Below are 14361 nucleotides of genomic sequence, written 5' to 3' on the forward strand. Positions count from 1 at the left end.
AATAAAAAGCCAAAAATTAGATAAAATCGGAATTTAAATTTATTATTTCCCAAACAATTTAATATATTCTGTAAATTTCGAAATGATGGTAAAATTCGGCATTAAGCAATATTGAAGATGTAAATATTTTACTTTTTTTGAGTTTAGTATTGTTAATCTATAAAGAATTATTAAGTTTTTGTAATAATTAAGAAATGTCCTCTTGTTGAGGACATTTCTTCTACTCTATTTCTCCTGGATAATATGCAATTGGTTCATCCATATTCATTGTTTCATAATGCATATCCATTGGATATGCGGGTTGCATTGGATAACTGCCACATTGCATCATACAAACCCTGACACAATCTCTAAATCTAGGGTCCATCATGGGACAATGCATATATGGCATCATAGGTGCATAGGGATCCATTGGCATATGCTCATAGGGCATAGGCATTGGTTCATAAGGTTTAGGCCTACATGGATCCATTGGATATAAAGGTGGTACGGCTGGATGCCTTTGTTCAAAATCTTGTGGATACATAAAATCACTCCTTTTATATAACTAATACCATTATATGTATAAGAAGGAGGCTGGTCACAATAAATAAATTAACTTGACAAAAGTAAAATTTTCCTGTATATTGTTGAAGTAAATAAACCAGTATATATTAAAGGTAATGAAGGGAAGAGTAGGTTTAATCTGAAATTTTAGAGAGCTGGGGTAGGTGAAAGCCAGCATTGAAGATTAATCTGAACATGGCCCCTAAACTTTACAGTTGAAATTCAGTAAACTGTAACGGTAGCACCCGTTACCAAGTGCCGGGTTATAGAGGTAACCTATGGAGGTTTAAACTGTGAAGTTTAAACGAATTAGAGTGGTAACACGACATTCAGACCTTCGTCTCTATATGGAGATGGAGGTTTTTTTGGTATTAATGTAAAAATAAATAGAGGGAGGAATGGAAATGAAGAAATTCTATATTACAACACCCATATATTATCCCAGTGACAATCTTCATATAGGGCATACTTATACAACGGTAGCAGCAGATACATTGAAAAAATTTAAAACAGCCCAAGGTTATGATGCCTATCTTGTTACTGGCTCCGATGAACATGGACAGAAGATTCAGGAGAAGGCAAAGGAACACAATAAATCACCTAAGGAATATGTAGACGGTATAGTAGCAGATATAAAAAAATTATGGAAGATGTTAGAGGTTGAATATGATCAATTTATTAGAACTACAGATCCACACCATGTAAAAGTAGTACAGGATATATTTACAAAACTATATGAAAAAGGTGAAATCTACAAATCAAAATATGAAGGATATTATTGTACTCCATGTGAGTCCTTTTGGGCAGAATCCCAATTAGTAGATGGCAATTGTCCCGATTGTGGTAGGCCAACCCATTTAGCAGAAGAAGAGGCATATTTCTTTAGACTTTCAAAATATAGGGATAGTCTTTTAAAACTATATGAAGATAATCCCGACTTCATAAGGCCTGAATCAAGAAAAAATGAGATGATAAATAATTTCCTTAAAGATGGTCTAGAAGATCTCTGTGTATCTAGAACTAGTTTCGATTGGGGTATAAAGGTACCCTTTGATCCTAAACATGTAATATATGTTTGGACCGATGCCTTATCCTGTTATATTACAGCCTTAGGATATGGAACGGAGGAGGATGAAAAATTCAAAAAATATTGGCCTGCAGATGTTCATTTAGTAGGAAAAGAAATAGTTAGATTCCATACCATTATATGGCCTGCTTTACTAATGGCTTTAGATTTAGAACTACCCCATAAGGTATTTGGTCATGGTTGGATACTATTTGAAGACGATAAGATGTCAAAATCTAAGGGGAATGTAATCTATCCAGAACCATTAATAGACCTTTATGGCATAGATGCCTTTAGATATTTCCTACTAAGGGAGTTTTCCTTTGGCCAAGACGGGTCCTTCTCAAGGGAAAAATTCTTACAAAGATTGAACTCGGATTTAGCCAATGATTTAGGAAACTTAGTAAGTAGAACTGTTACTATGGTGGAAAAATATAATGGAGGAATTCTTCCTAAACCTTCAAAAGAGGAAGATATAGATAAATCCTTAATAGAACTAGCCATAAAAGCAGCAGATAAGGTAGAATATAATATGGATCAATTAAATTACAGCCAAGCCTTAGAAGAAATATGGAAAGTGGTTAGAAGGACAAACAAATATATAGATGAAACCACACCTTGGGTATTGGCAAAAGAAGAAAGGAAGGAAAGACTCAATACCGTATTATATAATTTAACTGAAAGTATAAGGATTATAGGTTTGCTTTTAAATCCATTCATGGAAAGGACTTCTAAGGAGATATTTAGACAAATTGGATTTAAAGATAATATTAATTGGCAAGATGCGAAGGAATGGGGTAAAATAAAATCAGGAACTAAAATAGAAAAAGGCCAAGTCCTATTTCCAAGGCTGGATATTAAAAAAGAACTAGATAGGTTAAATGAAGCCAATGAAAAATTAATTGAGCAAAGGAGCAAAAAAGAAATGGAAGAGTTTATAACTATAGAGGATTTTGATAAAATAGAATTGAAAGTAGCGGAAATAGTAGAAGTTAAAGACCATCCAAAGGCAGATAAGCTATTAATTCTGAAATTAAAAGTCGGAGATGAAGAAAGACAGGTAGTCTCGGGTATAAAGGAATTCTATTCACCAGAAGATTTAGTAGGCAAGAAAGTAGTAATCGTTGCCAATTTAAAACCTATTAAGCTTAGAGGCGAAGAATCAAAAGGCATGATATTGGCAGCAGAAAAGGATGGTAAACTAACTCTCGTATCTACCTTAGAAGATATACAATCTGGAGCTACCATATCATAAGGAGTGAAAAGATGTTAATAGATAGTCATGCGCATTTAGATGACAGAAGATTTGATAAAGATAGAGATAGATTAATTAAATCCTTAAAAGAACTAGGGGTAGATTTGGTCATAAACCCTGGAGCTGATTTAAATTCCAGTATAAAAGCCGTATCCCTATCGGAAAAATATGATAATATTTATGCTGCAGTGGGGGTACACCCTCACTCAGCTAAAGAAATGGATGAATCTACTATAGAAATATTGAAATCCTTTACTAATAGGGAAAAGGTAGTAGCCATTGGGGAAATTGGATTAGATTATTATTATGATAACTCCCCTAGGGATATCCAACAAAAAAGATTTATAGAACAATTGAATCTAGCTAAAGAAGTGGATCTACCCGTAATAATCCATACTAGGGAAGCCACGAAGGATACCTTCGATATATTAAAAGAAGCTCAAGATGGCAGCTTAGAAGGAGTAATGCACTGTTTTTCAGGTAGTGTAGAAATGGCTATGGAATATATTAAATTAGGTTTCTATATATCCCTAGCAGGGCCTGTAACCTTTAAAAACGCTAGGGTGTCAAAGGAAGTGGCAAAGGCTGTACCATTAGATAAACTAATGATAGAAACAGACGCCCCCTATCTAACACCAGAACCTTATAGAGGCAAAAGAAACGAACCCTTCTACGTCAGATACGTAGCAGGAACCATAGCAGAACTAAGAGGAATCAGTTTTGAAGAAGTAGCAAAACAAACATCAGAAAATACAAAAAAACTATTTAGAATAAGTTAAGACAATGGACAATTCACAATGTGCAATACACAATTGTAGAGAGGAGCTTTGTTCGTCTGTTGAACTAAAAGCTAGATGCTTTGAGGGTCCTTCTTATACTGTAAGCCTCAGGATGACAGAGGGACAGTGTTATTCTGAAGGCAGTGAAGGGTCTCGGACCTAAAATAAAGAGGAGTTTTTATATGATAAAGGAAATCATAATAGTAGAAGGAAAAGACGATATAACGGCGGTGAAAGGCGCAGTAGAGGCTGAGGTAATTGCCACTGGTGGATTTGGATATGATAAAAAGTTTATTGAAAATCTAAAGATAATTGCTGAAAAAAGAGGGATAATAATCTTAACAGATCCAGACTATGCCGGAGAAAAAATAAGGAAAAATTTGAGCAAGTATATAAAAAACTGTAAACATGCCTTCCTACCACAGGGAAAAGCCTTGAAAAAGGGGGATGTAGGAGTAGAAAATGCTACAAAAGAGGATATAGCAAAGGCCATTAAAAAAGCTAGACCTATAATCATGAAGAAAAGAGAAGAATTTATAAAAGAGGATTTGATAGAATTAGGATTAATAGGTAGTCTAAATAGTCAAAGGAAAAGGGAGACATTAGGAAATATTTTAGGAATAGGTTATGGGAACTCTAAACAGTTTCTCAATAGGCTAAACAATTTTGGCATAACTAAGGAAGAATTTATAGAAGCTTTGGAGATGATGGAAGAATATGAAGGATAAAAGATTGTACTCTCCTAAATATATAAGGGAAATTTTAGATAAATATGGATTCGAGTTTTCAAAGAGCCTAGGTCAAAACTTCCTCATAGACGGAAATATAGTCAGAAAGATTGGCCAAGAAGGAAATATTACAAAAGAAGACTATGTTTTGGAAATAGGACCTGGTATTGGAACTTTGACGGAAGAATTGGCTTTAAATGCAAAAAAGGTAGTTGCTGTAGAACTGGATAAAAGTCTCCTTCCTATACTAGATGAAACATTGAGGGATTATCCTAATATAGAAATAATCCATGGGGATATATTAAGGGTAGATATTAACAGATTAATAGAAGAAAAAATGGCAGGGGGCCCTATTAAGGTAGTAGCCAATCTACCCTATTATGTAACCACCCCTATAATAGCCAAGCTAATAGAAGAAGATTTAAATATTGAATCCATAATAATAATGATACAAAAGGAAGTAGCCCATAGAATAGTAGCATCTCCAGGTAGTAAACAATATGGGTCCTTATCCGTCTTTGTAAAATTTTATACCCAGCCAGAAATACTGATTCCAGTACCTAAAACCGTATTTATGCCTCAACCTAAGGTGGATTCTGCAGTAATTAGATTGAATATAAAAAGGGACCTACCTGAAATAGATAGGGAAATATTTTTCCAAGTAGTAAAAGCTGCTTTCAGTAAAAGAAGGAAGACCATATTAAACTCCCTATCATCCAACCCTTGGGGACTGGATAAAGAAGAGATTAAAGAGGTTCTAAAAGGAGCCAATATACCTTTACAGGAAAGAGCAGAAAATTTAAAAATTGAAGATTTTATCAAGATTAGTAAAACATTGCCCTCCTTAGACATATATTAGTATAAAGATTAAAAAGGAGGGTTATTTATGTCAATGGAATATACATACTTCCGAAAGTATATTATATTGAAAAACGATTATACAAATATTAGCAATATAAACCCAAAGGGATATGCAAAAGTAGAAATTAGAGGCAACAAAGGGATTATAAACTTCAATGTAGAAAATTGTGAAAAGGAGGAATACTATCGGGTATATCTATTGAAGGAGGAAAATGGTCAAGTCTATGAGGAGGATTTAGGTAGAATATTTGCAGATGATCATGGCAGATTAAGGAGGGATATTACCCTTAATCTAAGGGAATTAGAATCAAAGGGCTTTTCAATAGACAAAATAGATGCTATCCTTATAAGAAGGGGTATATATGTATTATTAGGTGGTTATATTGATAAAGACAATAAAGTTTTAGATAGGTCAATAAAACGACTATTATCAGAAGAAAAGCAAGAAATAGATGTAGAGGAGGCCTTTGACCTTCCGGAAGAAGAATTAATAGAAGAAGAAAAATTAATAGAGGAAGAAATAATTGAAGAAGACGTTGAACAAGATGTACAGAAAGATTTCCATCTACCTGAGGAAGAGCTAATAGATGAGGAAATAGTAAATACAGTTCAGGTTTTAGACCACCAGGAACAAGAAGCGATTGAAGAAGAAATCATTGAAGAAGAAGTACAAGAGGAAGTATTTGAAGAACCATCTTTAGATAAATTGGAAGCTGCTGAAGATAATGTAGGGGAGGGCACTGACCTTCAGGAAGAAGAACCAGAAACTACAGTAGATGGAAAAGATCCATATATGGAGAGCTATGAGTCTTTAGAATATGCTAGGCGATTACACCACAGAAACCAAATGACCAAATATATATTGAGCATATTGAGATTCTTTCCACAGGTACAGCCCCTAAAGATATACCTTCACAATTATAGTTGGTGGAGAATAGAAGACGACGGCACTGAACCCTATAGAGGATTCTTACCTTATTATAATTATTTGATGAGTTCCGACTACAAATATCCTTTTTTGCATAATTCTGCTACCTGTATGAACCAAATAAGAAAATATGGCCATTATCTATTTGGATTATACAAAGAAGGAAAGGAAACAAAATATTATGTTTATGGAGTACCTGGAAAGTTTACACAAGAAGAACATCCTTTTAAAGGTATTACTGGGTTTAATACTTGGTATGATTCCCTAGATGGGATAGGTTATTGGATTCTATATATAGATCCTATAACGGGCAAAGTAATATACCCTATAAATCCAATGGTACCATCCTATTAAACCATAAACCCTAAGAAGGGAGGTAAATTACTATAGTTCAAAAGAAAATATGTCAAGAACCTGTTACCGACGAGGCAACGCTAAAAGAGATCAAGGATAGTCTATACAAAGAAGAAGTGATGAATCAATTAGCCCAGACCTTTAAAGCCTTGGCAGATCCTACTAGGCTTAAGATAATATATGTTTTATCAAAATCTTCTCTTTGCGTATGTGATATTGCAAATTTATTGGACATGACTCAATCGGCAATATCCCACCATTTAAGGCTCCTTAGGAATTTAAGACTTGTAAAATTTAAAAAAGAAGGTAAAACCGTCATATACTCTTTAGATGATGACCATGTTCTCCAGCTATTTAAGCAAGGATTAGATCATGTTAAACATGATTAAGAAAGATGAGGGTTATATAGTTTCCCTCATCTTTTTATTACTTTTATTACTATTACATTTTTTACATAAAAGTTCCTTAGCTTGGGTAAGAGCCGCAAGAACTGTGATTCTCCTCTGCCTATCCAATAAAAAAGCCTTCTTCTCTCCTTCGCTGGCAGTAGACATGAAATATACTGGAGGAAGGTTATTTAAGGCAATGGATTTTATATTATCATCACAATTTTCACATTCACAAGGATTATAATTATGCCTTACTTCCTCATAAATTTCATCGACTAAAACTTCCATATAATTTTTTACCATATCTATCATCCTTTTAATAAAAATATCCCAAAAATTACCATAATGAGATTATGTAGTCCTACTAATTATAGTACTATATTCCCGCCATGTCAATTGGGATCCATGAGGATTTAATAAATTATTATGATTAACCAGGTTGCTTATAGGGTAGCATATAACCATAAAGAAAAAATTTGACACAATATACCCGGCTGGGGTATAATATGTATTATAAAGGAAATGAGTATATTTAAGGAGGAGTTCAAATGTCAAATGTTGTAATTTTCACTAGCAATACCTGTCCATATTGTGTAGCTGCAAAGGATTATTTAGAAGAAAAAGGTGTGTCTTTTACAGAAAAAAATATTCAAACAGATAGAGATGCAAGAAAAGAATTAATGAGTATGGGACATATGGGAGTTCCAGTATTGTTAATTGATGGAGAAGAAATAGTGGGTTTTGACAAAGCAAAAATAGATCAATTGCTAGACAAATAAAATAATTAGGTAAGTAAAACAGTCTCCCCTTTTGTTTTTAAAAGGGGAGACTGTTTTTTATTATTGTTCATTTAAGGCTTTTAATAATTGAGACAAATCTATACCATGAACCATTGCGGCTTCTTCTATACTTTCCATTTGGCTGGCAGGACATCCAACACATCCTAATCCAAATCTCAATAGAGTGTCTATGGATTCTGGTTTACTACGGATTACTTCCCCTATCAGCATATCTTTAGTGATTTCCATCTTGTCGCCTCCTTGCATTTAAACTAATTTATATTTTACCATAAATCATATACCCTTTACAGTATAAATATACCATATGTTCAAAATAAATAAAATATTTATTTAAAAATGTATAAAAAATTTAAAAATGGATATTCTTATACCAGGAGGTGAAGAAATGGATAATAATGACAAAAATAGAGATAGGACAGACAATAGGACTAATGATTGGGACATAGGTGAAATCTTAATAAGAATATTGGTTACTGCGATAGTAGTTGGAATTGCAGCATTCCTAACACCTGGATTTTCTATAAATAGTTTATGGAGTTTAATTTTAGCGGCAGTAGTCATAGCTTTATTAGACTACCTTATACAAAAATTTACTGGAGTCAACGCAACACCTTTTGGTAGAGGTATCACCGGTTTTATTGTAGCCGCAATTATTCTTTATGCTACCAAATTTATAGTTCCAGGATTTAACATATCCGTATGGGGAGCAATAATTGGAGCTTTAGTAATAGGTATAATAGATGTAATAATACCAGGAAGAGCAATGTAAATAACAAAAACCCTCTAACTTTAGTTAGAGGGTTGAAATTTTTTTATAAATAGTATACAATGATTAAAGATACCTAGGCGGGGTATATAAGGTATAGTAGAACAAATATAGGAGGGATTGACAATGAAGGTTGAAATAACTGAACTGGCTCAAAATGAGCTTAAAAAAGTAATGGAATCAAGAAAAGATAAAAAACCTTTAAGAATTTATATTGCAGGCTATGGTTGAGGTGGACCATCATTTGGCTTGGCTCTGGATGAGTTGAAAGAAGGAGACGCCTCTGTAGATGTTGGCGAATATACATTCTTAATAGAAGATTATTTAACAGAGAGCTTTGGCTCTTTCACTATAGACTATAGTGATAATTGGCTAAGGAAAGGTTTCACAATAATACCAGATAGAGGAACTTCATCCTGTTAATTAATAACCCCTAAGGGAATAGGCAACTAAATATTGCCTATTCCTTATTTTTTTCTAAAAAGCAAAAACTTAATAAAAGATACATTATGTGTTACAATAATATAAAAGAAAAGTTTTTCTTGAAAAGTTAAGAGAAATTTTATAATCTATAATTGTACAAAAATGAATTTCCCTAGGAGGAACATTGGGGGTGATGATTAGTGGATTCTGGTCCTTTGCCTAGGTTTAGTGTAGATATTATTAGACAAAAATTTAATAGGGAGAACCCTAGTCATTACCATAGATTAGAGTTCTTCCGAGGGGGGTTAATATGGATGAAAGAAAATTAGAAGAATTAATCCAGGAAAAGAAATATGTTACGTTAAAAAGAGAATTGGAAGAAATGAATGTAGTGGATATAGCTGAACTATTAGAAGAACTAGATGTTCATACTGCTTTACTGATATTTAGAATGCTATCCAAAGATTTGGCTGTAGATGTATTTGCCCATTTTTCCGTAGAACAACAGCGAAACGTAATTGGTATGGTAACAGATAAAGAGTTAAAAAACATAGTAGAAGAACTGTTTTTTGACGATATGGTAGATATTATAGAGGAAATGCCTGCTAATGTAGTGAAGAAGATATTATTACATGCAAAAGAAGAAGAGAGGAATTTAATCAATGAATTCCTAAGGTATCCACCAGATTCAGCAGGCAGCATAATGACCATAGAATATGTAGACTTGAAAAAGGGAATGACGGTAAAAGACGCCTTAGATCATATCAAGGAAACAGGTCTAGATAAAGAGACAGTTTATACTTGTTATGTGACGGATAAAAATAGGAAATTGGAAGGCATAGTATCCCTGCGAAAATTGGTTATTAGTGATGAAGAAGAAACTATTGAGGATATAATGGACAGGGATGTAATATATGTCCATACCCATGATGACCAGGAAACTGTAGCAGGTATATTTAAAAGATATGGATTTTTGGCATTACCTGTGGTAGATAAAGAAGATAGATTAACAGGGATAATAACCGTCGACGATATAATAGATGTAATCGATCAAGAAACTACAGAAGACTTTCAAAGGATGGCAGCCATGTCTCCTACAGAGGAAAAGTATTTGGATGCTAGTGTTTTCAGTCTTGCAAAGCATAGAATTATATGGCTATTAGTCCTGATGATTTCTGCCACCTTCACAGGGGGTATAATAAGGAAATTCGAGGATATACTCCAAACAGTAGTAGTGCTAACGGCTTTCATACCCATGTTAATGGATACAGGAGGTAATTCTGGTAGCCAATCCTCAACCTTAATTATTCGTGGGTTAGCATTAGGGGAGATAGATTTAAAGGATGCGGGAAAAGTCATATGGAAGGAATTTAGAATTAGTACAGTAGTTGGAATAGCCTTAGCTATTGTCAACTTCTTTAGGATTTATCTATTTGATGATGTAGGAGCCTTGGTGGCCTTCACAGTATCTGCTACTCTATTTGTAACGGTAGTAATATCCAAAGTAATAGGCGGTATATTGCCTATGATAGCTAAAAAGTTAAATATAGACCCAGCTATTATGGCTGGACCACTAATTACTACAATAGTAGATGCTCTAAGCTTAATAGTCTATTTTTCAATAGCCTCCTCGCTCTTAAATATTTAAATGAAAAGTTGGTTTTTACAAGGATTTGTAAAAACCAACTTTATTCTTATATCACATATTTTTCTAAATCCTCACTAAAGTCTTCAGATACCTTCTTAAATTCTGCTATCCTTTTTGTCATGCTTTTTATCTCATCGGTATAGGTTGTCACATTGGCGCTTACCTCTTCACTAGAAGCAGAATTCTCCTCAGCTATGGCAGCTAAGGATTCTATATGTTCAGATATTTGGTTCATAGCCATAGTTTCTTTATTCAATTCATTGATCAATTCAATTATTAAATTGGCTACATTTTGGATAGAAGCCACAGTATGGCTAGTTTCTATGGAAAGATGGTTTAAATTAGATTTCTCTTCATCTAACACATTATATTGTTCCTCTATATCTGTTACTAGTCCATCAATCTCCATTACGAAGGCCTTTAGTATATCGTTAATACTTTGGACTGCCTCCCTTGAACCCTCTGCCAATTTCCTTATCTCCATGGCTACAACGGTAAACCCTTTACCATATTCTCCAGCTCTAGAAGCTTCGATACTAGCGTTTAAAGCCAACAAATTGGTTTGTTCTGCTATTCTTTCTACGGTTTCAACTATTTCTGTAACATTTTTAGCCCTATCTTGGAGGATTATTCCCTTTTCCTTTACAAGGGAAAATTCATCCATTACCTTGTTTAGACTATCCGAACTATACTTTAGGTTTTCAAATCCATTACTTATTTTATTTACTGCTGTTTCTAATTCTTCTTTGCCTTTATTTTCTCTTTCCCCAATATTGTTTAAAACTTTAATACTACTATTCAACCTATAGGCTGCACCTTCTGTTTCTTCAGCTTGGCTAATAGCACCATGGGCTACTTGTTCTACTACCGAATTAATCTCCTGGGATGTAATACTCATATTATTAGATATCTGGTTAAACTTATCCCCAAATACATTTAATTCATCAGTAGTAGCTTTATATCCTACAAAATCAGTCTTAATACTAGCCTTAATATTATTTAGCCTATTATTGATATCCTCCAGAAAATCATTAGTAGAAATGTTTCTCTCAAAGGATAGATCCCTCTCTTCCACATCACCTATCGATTCAAATACATTCTTTAATGGTCTTAAAAGGACTTTGCCTATTATTATAGGGACTAAAAAGGAAAGAGTTAATATAAGGGACACTAGGATTCTACCTTCTACATAATTGGATAAAAGGGCTAAAGGAATACCAGCTAATAAAAGGGATGCCAAGCCTATTTTAGTCTCAAAACTCCTTATGAAACCAAAGGATAAAAATTTGTTTAGCTTATATACCTTTTTATTATAGACTTCCTCTGGAAAGGAAATAGATATCTTGGTATAATTATTACCTTTCTCTAAGGTTTCAACCTGAATATCCTCTTCAAAATATTTAGAAGCTCCTTCCAACATGCCATGGAAATAAGCGAACATCTCTCTAGGAGAAGAATAGCTCATTATGGCCTTGTTTCTTTCCAAAGGCTCTACACTTAAAATGGGAGGTTTTGCTCCAGGAATTCTTTTAGTCATCACCACATGGATATCATACATGGCCTTTAAGAAAGAATATAGATTTTTAAACTTAAAAAATGCGGGATAATCCTTTGAAAAAGTATTTATATTGTCTATTCCAATCTGGCGCCAAATTTCTGAAGACTTTTCTCCTAAAGAATTGGCTATGTAATCTACAATTCCCAAGGCTTTACTATCTTCAATATCCTCTGAAGGAGTAAAAACCTTATTAGGGCTAATACCCTCATGGGTTAAGGCTTCATTAACTAAATCTTCACCAAAAAGATTCTTACTAGTCTTCACCCAGGCTGATACAATAGTACCTTTCATAAACTCATCACTCCCTTATTCCATATACATAACAATTATACCATATTTATCACTTCTCAAACTTTTTTTCATAATATGTATTAATAAGGTATAGGGGGTAATATGATGGAGACCTATTATAAGATTAGATATATTAATAAGGAAAATAATGAGGAAATAGAAATGCCCCTAGAAAAAATGGTTGGCATATTATTGAATTTGGAGATGGGTTTAAACTTTCATATAGAGGCTTTAAAGGCTCAGGCCATCGTCATAAGGACTAATCTAATAAAATCTTCCAAATCCTTAGAGGGGGGAAATTTTGAAAATATTTGGGATAATAGAGAGGATAAAAATGTTGAAAAAATAATAAAAGCCGTAGAGGAGACTAAAGGTTTAGTAATCCTATTTAATGACAAGCCTATAGAGGCCAAGTACCATCTAGCCTGTGGAGGGAGTACGGAGAACTCGGAAAATGTCATAGATAATCAGATCATCTATCTACGCCGAGTCCTATGTGACTATTGTAAAGGTTCAATATATTGGAAAGATGAAAAGAACTTTAGTATAGAAGAAATAGAGAATCTGTTAAAGATAAATTTTCCCAAAATGGATATAGATGTGGAGTCTGAAATATCAGGTTTTATGGAGGACATAGAAAGAGATGAATATGGGAGAGTAATATCCATTAAAATAGGCAATAAAAGGTTCTCGGGTAAAGAATTGATGGAACTTTTAGATCTAAACTCTACTAGATTTGCCATATTCCCAACAGGAGTTAAATTCGTTTCTAGGGGCAAGGGGCATGGGATAGGCCTTTGCCAATATGGAGCAGAAAGGATGGCCCAAGAAGGCTATTCCCATATAGAAATATTGAAATATTACTACACAGGGGTAGAAATTAAAGAATTTCAGCTTCCCTGTATAAAAAGACCCCTTTATGGGAAAATAATAGTAATAGACCCAGGCCATGGGGGAGAAGATGAAGGACATAGAGGAGATTCGTTAGGGCTGCTGGAAAAGGATTTAGTCCTTAAACTAGCCCTTAAATTAAAATCTAAATTAGAAGACCTGGGAGTTACAGTCTATCTAACTAGAGAAAAGGATGAAAAAGTTCTAATCACCGAAAGGATAGAGCAGGCCAATAAATTAGACCCAGATTTTTTTATAAGTCTTCATATGGATTATTTTTATAATTCAAAGATGAAAGGCTGCGAAATATTCCATTTTAGAAAGGATTATAATAGCGAAAAATTAGGTTCATATATATTAAAAAATTTAAAAGATAGACAAATAGCTACAAGGGGAGTAAAGGAAGGCAATTTTTATGTCTTTAGAGGAATCAGTGGCAACTCTCTATTAATAGAAATTGGATATCTATCAAATCCTCAAGAGGAGATTAAGTTTATAGATGAAAACTATATGGAGAATTTGGCTGAGGGAATTGTCAAAGGAATATTAGAATATTTTCAATAATGATATGAGATAATACATTTGTGACAAGAAAACAATAAAAAAGGAAAGACCTCTGATATAATGTTGTTTACCATAACATACAAAAATCGGAGGGATCTTTCCTTATGAAAACAATTATAACAGAAGAGATGAGATTTCGTCAAAGGATAGTTGAGTATGCTATTAAATATAATAATAATGCCAAGGCAGCCAGGAGATATCATACCAGTAGGCAACAAGTATGGCGTTGGAGGAAAAAATATGATGGTACGGTCCAATCCTTAGCGAATGGTAGCAGAAGGCCACATTCACATCCTAATCAACATACACAAGAAGAGCTGGATTTGATTCGACATAAACACCGCTATCATCGGCATGAAGGATTGGCACAGGTTTACCGTAAATCAAGAGATGCCGGCTATAGAAGAACTTATGATTCAATGTGTCGGCAGATAAGAAAAATGAAACTAAATACACCAAAGAAAAGAAAAAGTTATACCTAAATCTACCTACCGAAGGAACTTAGACAACCTAT

Annotated in this window: 16 protein-coding genes and 1 other annotated feature; of the genes, 12 read left to right on the top strand and 4 right to left on the bottom strand. The window is 33.8% G+C overall.

Going from position 1 to position 14361, the window contains the following annotated elements; translation table 11 throughout:
* Positions 1 to 220: 220 nt before the first annotated feature.
* Positions 221 to 526: a hypothetical protein gene (locus tag CUL_RS0103660; RefSeq protein ID WP_005582925.1), complete on the bottom strand. Its 306-nt coding sequence runs from the start codon at positions 524 to 526 to the stop codon at positions 221 to 223.
* Positions 527 to 653: 127 nt separating this feature from the next.
* Positions 654 to 894 (top strand) — a binding site (T-box leader).
* A gap of 50 nt (positions 895 to 944) precedes the next feature.
* Here CUL_RS0103660 and metG point away from each other — a divergent pair.
* From metG to CUL_RS16585, 6 genes are all read left to right on the top strand, one after another.
* Positions 945 to 2867 carry a methionine--tRNA ligase gene (gene metG, locus CUL_RS0103665; RefSeq protein WP_025640517.1) on the top strand — a complete coding sequence of 641 codons (1923 nt, stop codon included), beginning with the start codon at positions 945 to 947 and terminating at the stop codon, positions 2865 to 2867.
* A gap of 11 nt (positions 2868 to 2878) precedes the next feature.
* Positions 2879 to 3646, top strand: a complete 768-nt coding sequence (locus CUL_RS0103670; protein WP_005582927.1) for a TatD family hydrolase — start codon at positions 2879 to 2881, stop codon at positions 3644 to 3646.
* A gap of 182 nt (positions 3647 to 3828) precedes the next feature.
* A complete protein-coding gene (gene rnmV, locus CUL_RS0103675; RefSeq protein WP_005582928.1) occupies positions 3829 to 4374 on the top strand; it encodes a ribonuclease M5 in 546 nt (181 codons plus the stop codon).
* Positions 4364 to 5233, top strand: a complete 870-nt coding sequence (gene rsmA, locus CUL_RS0103680; RefSeq protein WP_025640518.1) for a 16S rRNA (adenine(1518)-N(6)/adenine(1519)-N(6))-dimethyltransferase RsmA — start codon at positions 4364 to 4366, stop codon at positions 5231 to 5233. The genes rnmV and rsmA overlap by 11 nt, the downstream gene beginning before the upstream one ends.
* Before the next feature lie 27 nt (positions 5234 to 5260).
* Complete coding sequence (locus tag CUL_RS0103685; RefSeq protein ID WP_025640519.1) at positions 5261 to 6517, top strand: hypothetical protein; 1257 nt, start codon at positions 5261 to 5263, stop codon at positions 6515 to 6517.
* Positions 6518 to 6636: 119 nt separating this feature from the next.
* Positions 6637 to 6906, top strand: a complete 270-nt coding sequence (locus CUL_RS16585) for an ArsR/SmtB family transcription factor (RefSeq protein WP_081722748.1) — start codon at positions 6637 to 6639, stop codon at positions 6904 to 6906.
* 12 nt (positions 6907 to 6918) lie between these two features.
* On the opposite strand, the gene CUL_RS0103695 is transcribed toward CUL_RS16585, so the two are convergent.
* Entirely contained in the window at positions 6919 to 7209 is a 291-nt protein-coding gene (locus CUL_RS0103695) for a late competence development ComFB family protein (protein ID WP_005582931.1), read from the bottom strand.
* A 245-nt stretch (positions 7210 to 7454) separates the two neighbouring features.
* On the opposite strand from CUL_RS0103695, the gene CUL_RS0103700 reads away from it, so the two are divergent.
* On the top strand, positions 7455 to 7685 hold the full coding sequence (locus CUL_RS0103700) for a glutaredoxin family protein (RefSeq protein ID WP_025640521.1): 231 nt from the start codon (positions 7455 to 7457) through the stop codon (positions 7683 to 7685).
* Positions 7686 to 7745: 60 nt separating this feature from the next.
* Here the strand turns inward: CUL_RS0103700 and CUL_RS0103705 are convergent, their stop codons facing one another.
* Entirely contained in the window at positions 7746 to 7934 is a 189-nt protein-coding gene (locus CUL_RS0103705) for a DUF1858 domain-containing protein (RefSeq protein WP_025640522.1), read from the bottom strand.
* A gap of 157 nt (positions 7935 to 8091) precedes the next feature.
* On the opposite strand from CUL_RS0103705, the gene CUL_RS0103710 reads away from it, so the two are divergent.
* From CUL_RS0103710 to mgtE, 3 genes are all read left to right on the top strand, one after another.
* Positions 8092 to 8475 carry a phage holin family protein gene (locus CUL_RS0103710; RefSeq protein ID WP_025640523.1) on the top strand — a complete coding sequence of 128 codons (384 nt, stop codon included), beginning with the start codon at positions 8092 to 8094 and terminating at the stop codon, positions 8473 to 8475.
* A gap of 123 nt (positions 8476 to 8598) precedes the next feature.
* Positions 8599 to 8895, top strand: coding sequence for an iron-sulfur cluster biosynthesis family protein (locus CUL_RS20110; RefSeq protein ID WP_341537378.1), 297 nt, complete (start codon positions 8599 to 8601; stop codon positions 8893 to 8895).
* 310 nt (positions 8896 to 9205) lie between these two features.
* Positions 9206 to 10543: a magnesium transporter gene (gene mgtE / locus CUL_RS0103730; RefSeq protein ID WP_005584694.1), complete on the top strand. Its 1338-nt coding sequence runs from the start codon at positions 9206 to 9208 to the stop codon at positions 10541 to 10543.
* A 46-nt stretch (positions 10544 to 10589) separates the two neighbouring features.
* Here the strand turns inward: mgtE and CUL_RS0103735 are convergent, their stop codons facing one another.
* Complete coding sequence (locus CUL_RS0103735; RefSeq protein WP_025640524.1) at positions 10590 to 12392, bottom strand: heme NO-binding domain-containing protein; 1803 nt, start codon at positions 12390 to 12392, stop codon at positions 10590 to 10592.
* 105 nt (positions 12393 to 12497) lie between these two features.
* Between CUL_RS0103735 and CUL_RS0103740 the strand changes: the two genes are divergently transcribed.
* Both CUL_RS0103740 and CUL_RS19670 read left to right on the top strand, forming a co-directional pair.
* Entirely contained in the window at positions 12498 to 13847 is a 1350-nt protein-coding gene (locus tag CUL_RS0103740; protein WP_005584692.1) for an N-acetylmuramoyl-L-alanine amidase, read from the top strand.
* A gap of 104 nt (positions 13848 to 13951) precedes the next feature.
* Positions 13952 to 14329 carry a helix-turn-helix domain-containing protein gene (locus tag CUL_RS19670; protein ID WP_025640526.1) on the top strand — a complete coding sequence of 126 codons (378 nt, stop codon included), beginning with the start codon at positions 13952 to 13954 and terminating at the stop codon, positions 14327 to 14329.
* The last annotated feature ends 32 nt before the right edge of the window (positions 14330 to 14361 follow it).

It is taken from the genome of [Clostridium] ultunense DSM 10521 (assembly GCF_000511955.1).
GTDB lineage: Bacteria > Bacillota > Clostridia > Tissierellales > Tepidimicrobiaceae > Schnuerera > Schnuerera ultunensis.

Bases quoted from the DNA above. Each gene is read 5' to 3' on its own strand.
- CUL_RS19670 (WP_025640526.1), top strand. From the start codon at position 13,952: ATGAAAACAATTATAACAGAAGAGATGAGATTTCGTCAAAGGATAGTT.
- rsmA (WP_025640518.1), top strand. From the start codon at position 4,364: ATGAAGGATAAAAGATTGTACTCTCCTAAATATATAAGGGAAATTTTA.
- CUL_RS0103660 (WP_005582925.1), bottom strand. From the start codon at position 526: ATGTATCCACAAGATTTTGAACAAAGGCATCCAGCCGTACCACCTTTA.
- CUL_RS0103670 (WP_005582927.1), top strand. From the start codon at position 2,879: ATGTTAATAGATAGTCATGCGCATTTAGATGACAGAAGATTTGATAAA.
- CUL_RS0103705 (WP_025640522.1), bottom strand. From the start codon at position 7,934: ATGGAAATCACTAAAGATATGCTGATAGGGGAAGTAATCCGTAGTAAA.
- CUL_RS0103710 (WP_025640523.1), top strand. From the start codon at position 8,092: ATGGATAATAATGACAAAAATAGAGATAGGACAGACAATAGGACTAAT.
- CUL_RS0103735 (WP_025640524.1), bottom strand. From the start codon at position 12,392: ATGAAAGGTACTATTGTATCAGCCTGGGTGAAGACTAGTAAGAATCTT.
- CUL_RS16585 (WP_081722748.1), top strand. From the start codon at position 6,637: ATGAATCAATTAGCCCAGACCTTTAAAGCCTTGGCAGATCCTACTAGG.
- CUL_RS0103695 (WP_005582931.1), bottom strand. From the start codon at position 7,209: ATGGTAAAAAATTATATGGAAGTTTTAGTCGATGAAATTTATGAGGAA.
- mgtE (WP_005584694.1), top strand. From the start codon at position 9,206: ATGGATGAAAGAAAATTAGAAGAATTAATCCAGGAAAAGAAATATGTT.
- CUL_RS0103685 (WP_025640519.1), top strand. From the start codon at position 5,261: ATGTCAATGGAATATACATACTTCCGAAAGTATATTATATTGAAAAAC.
- rnmV (WP_005582928.1), top strand. From the start codon at position 3,829: ATGATAAAGGAAATCATAATAGTAGAAGGAAAAGACGATATAACGGCG.
- metG (WP_025640517.1), top strand. From the start codon at position 945: ATGGAAATGAAGAAATTCTATATTACAACACCCATATATTATCCCAGT.
- CUL_RS0103740 (WP_005584692.1), top strand. From the start codon at position 12,498: ATGGAGACCTATTATAAGATTAGATATATTAATAAGGAAAATAATGAG.
- CUL_RS0103700 (WP_025640521.1), top strand. From the start codon at position 7,455: ATGTCAAATGTTGTAATTTTCACTAGCAATACCTGTCCATATTGTGTA.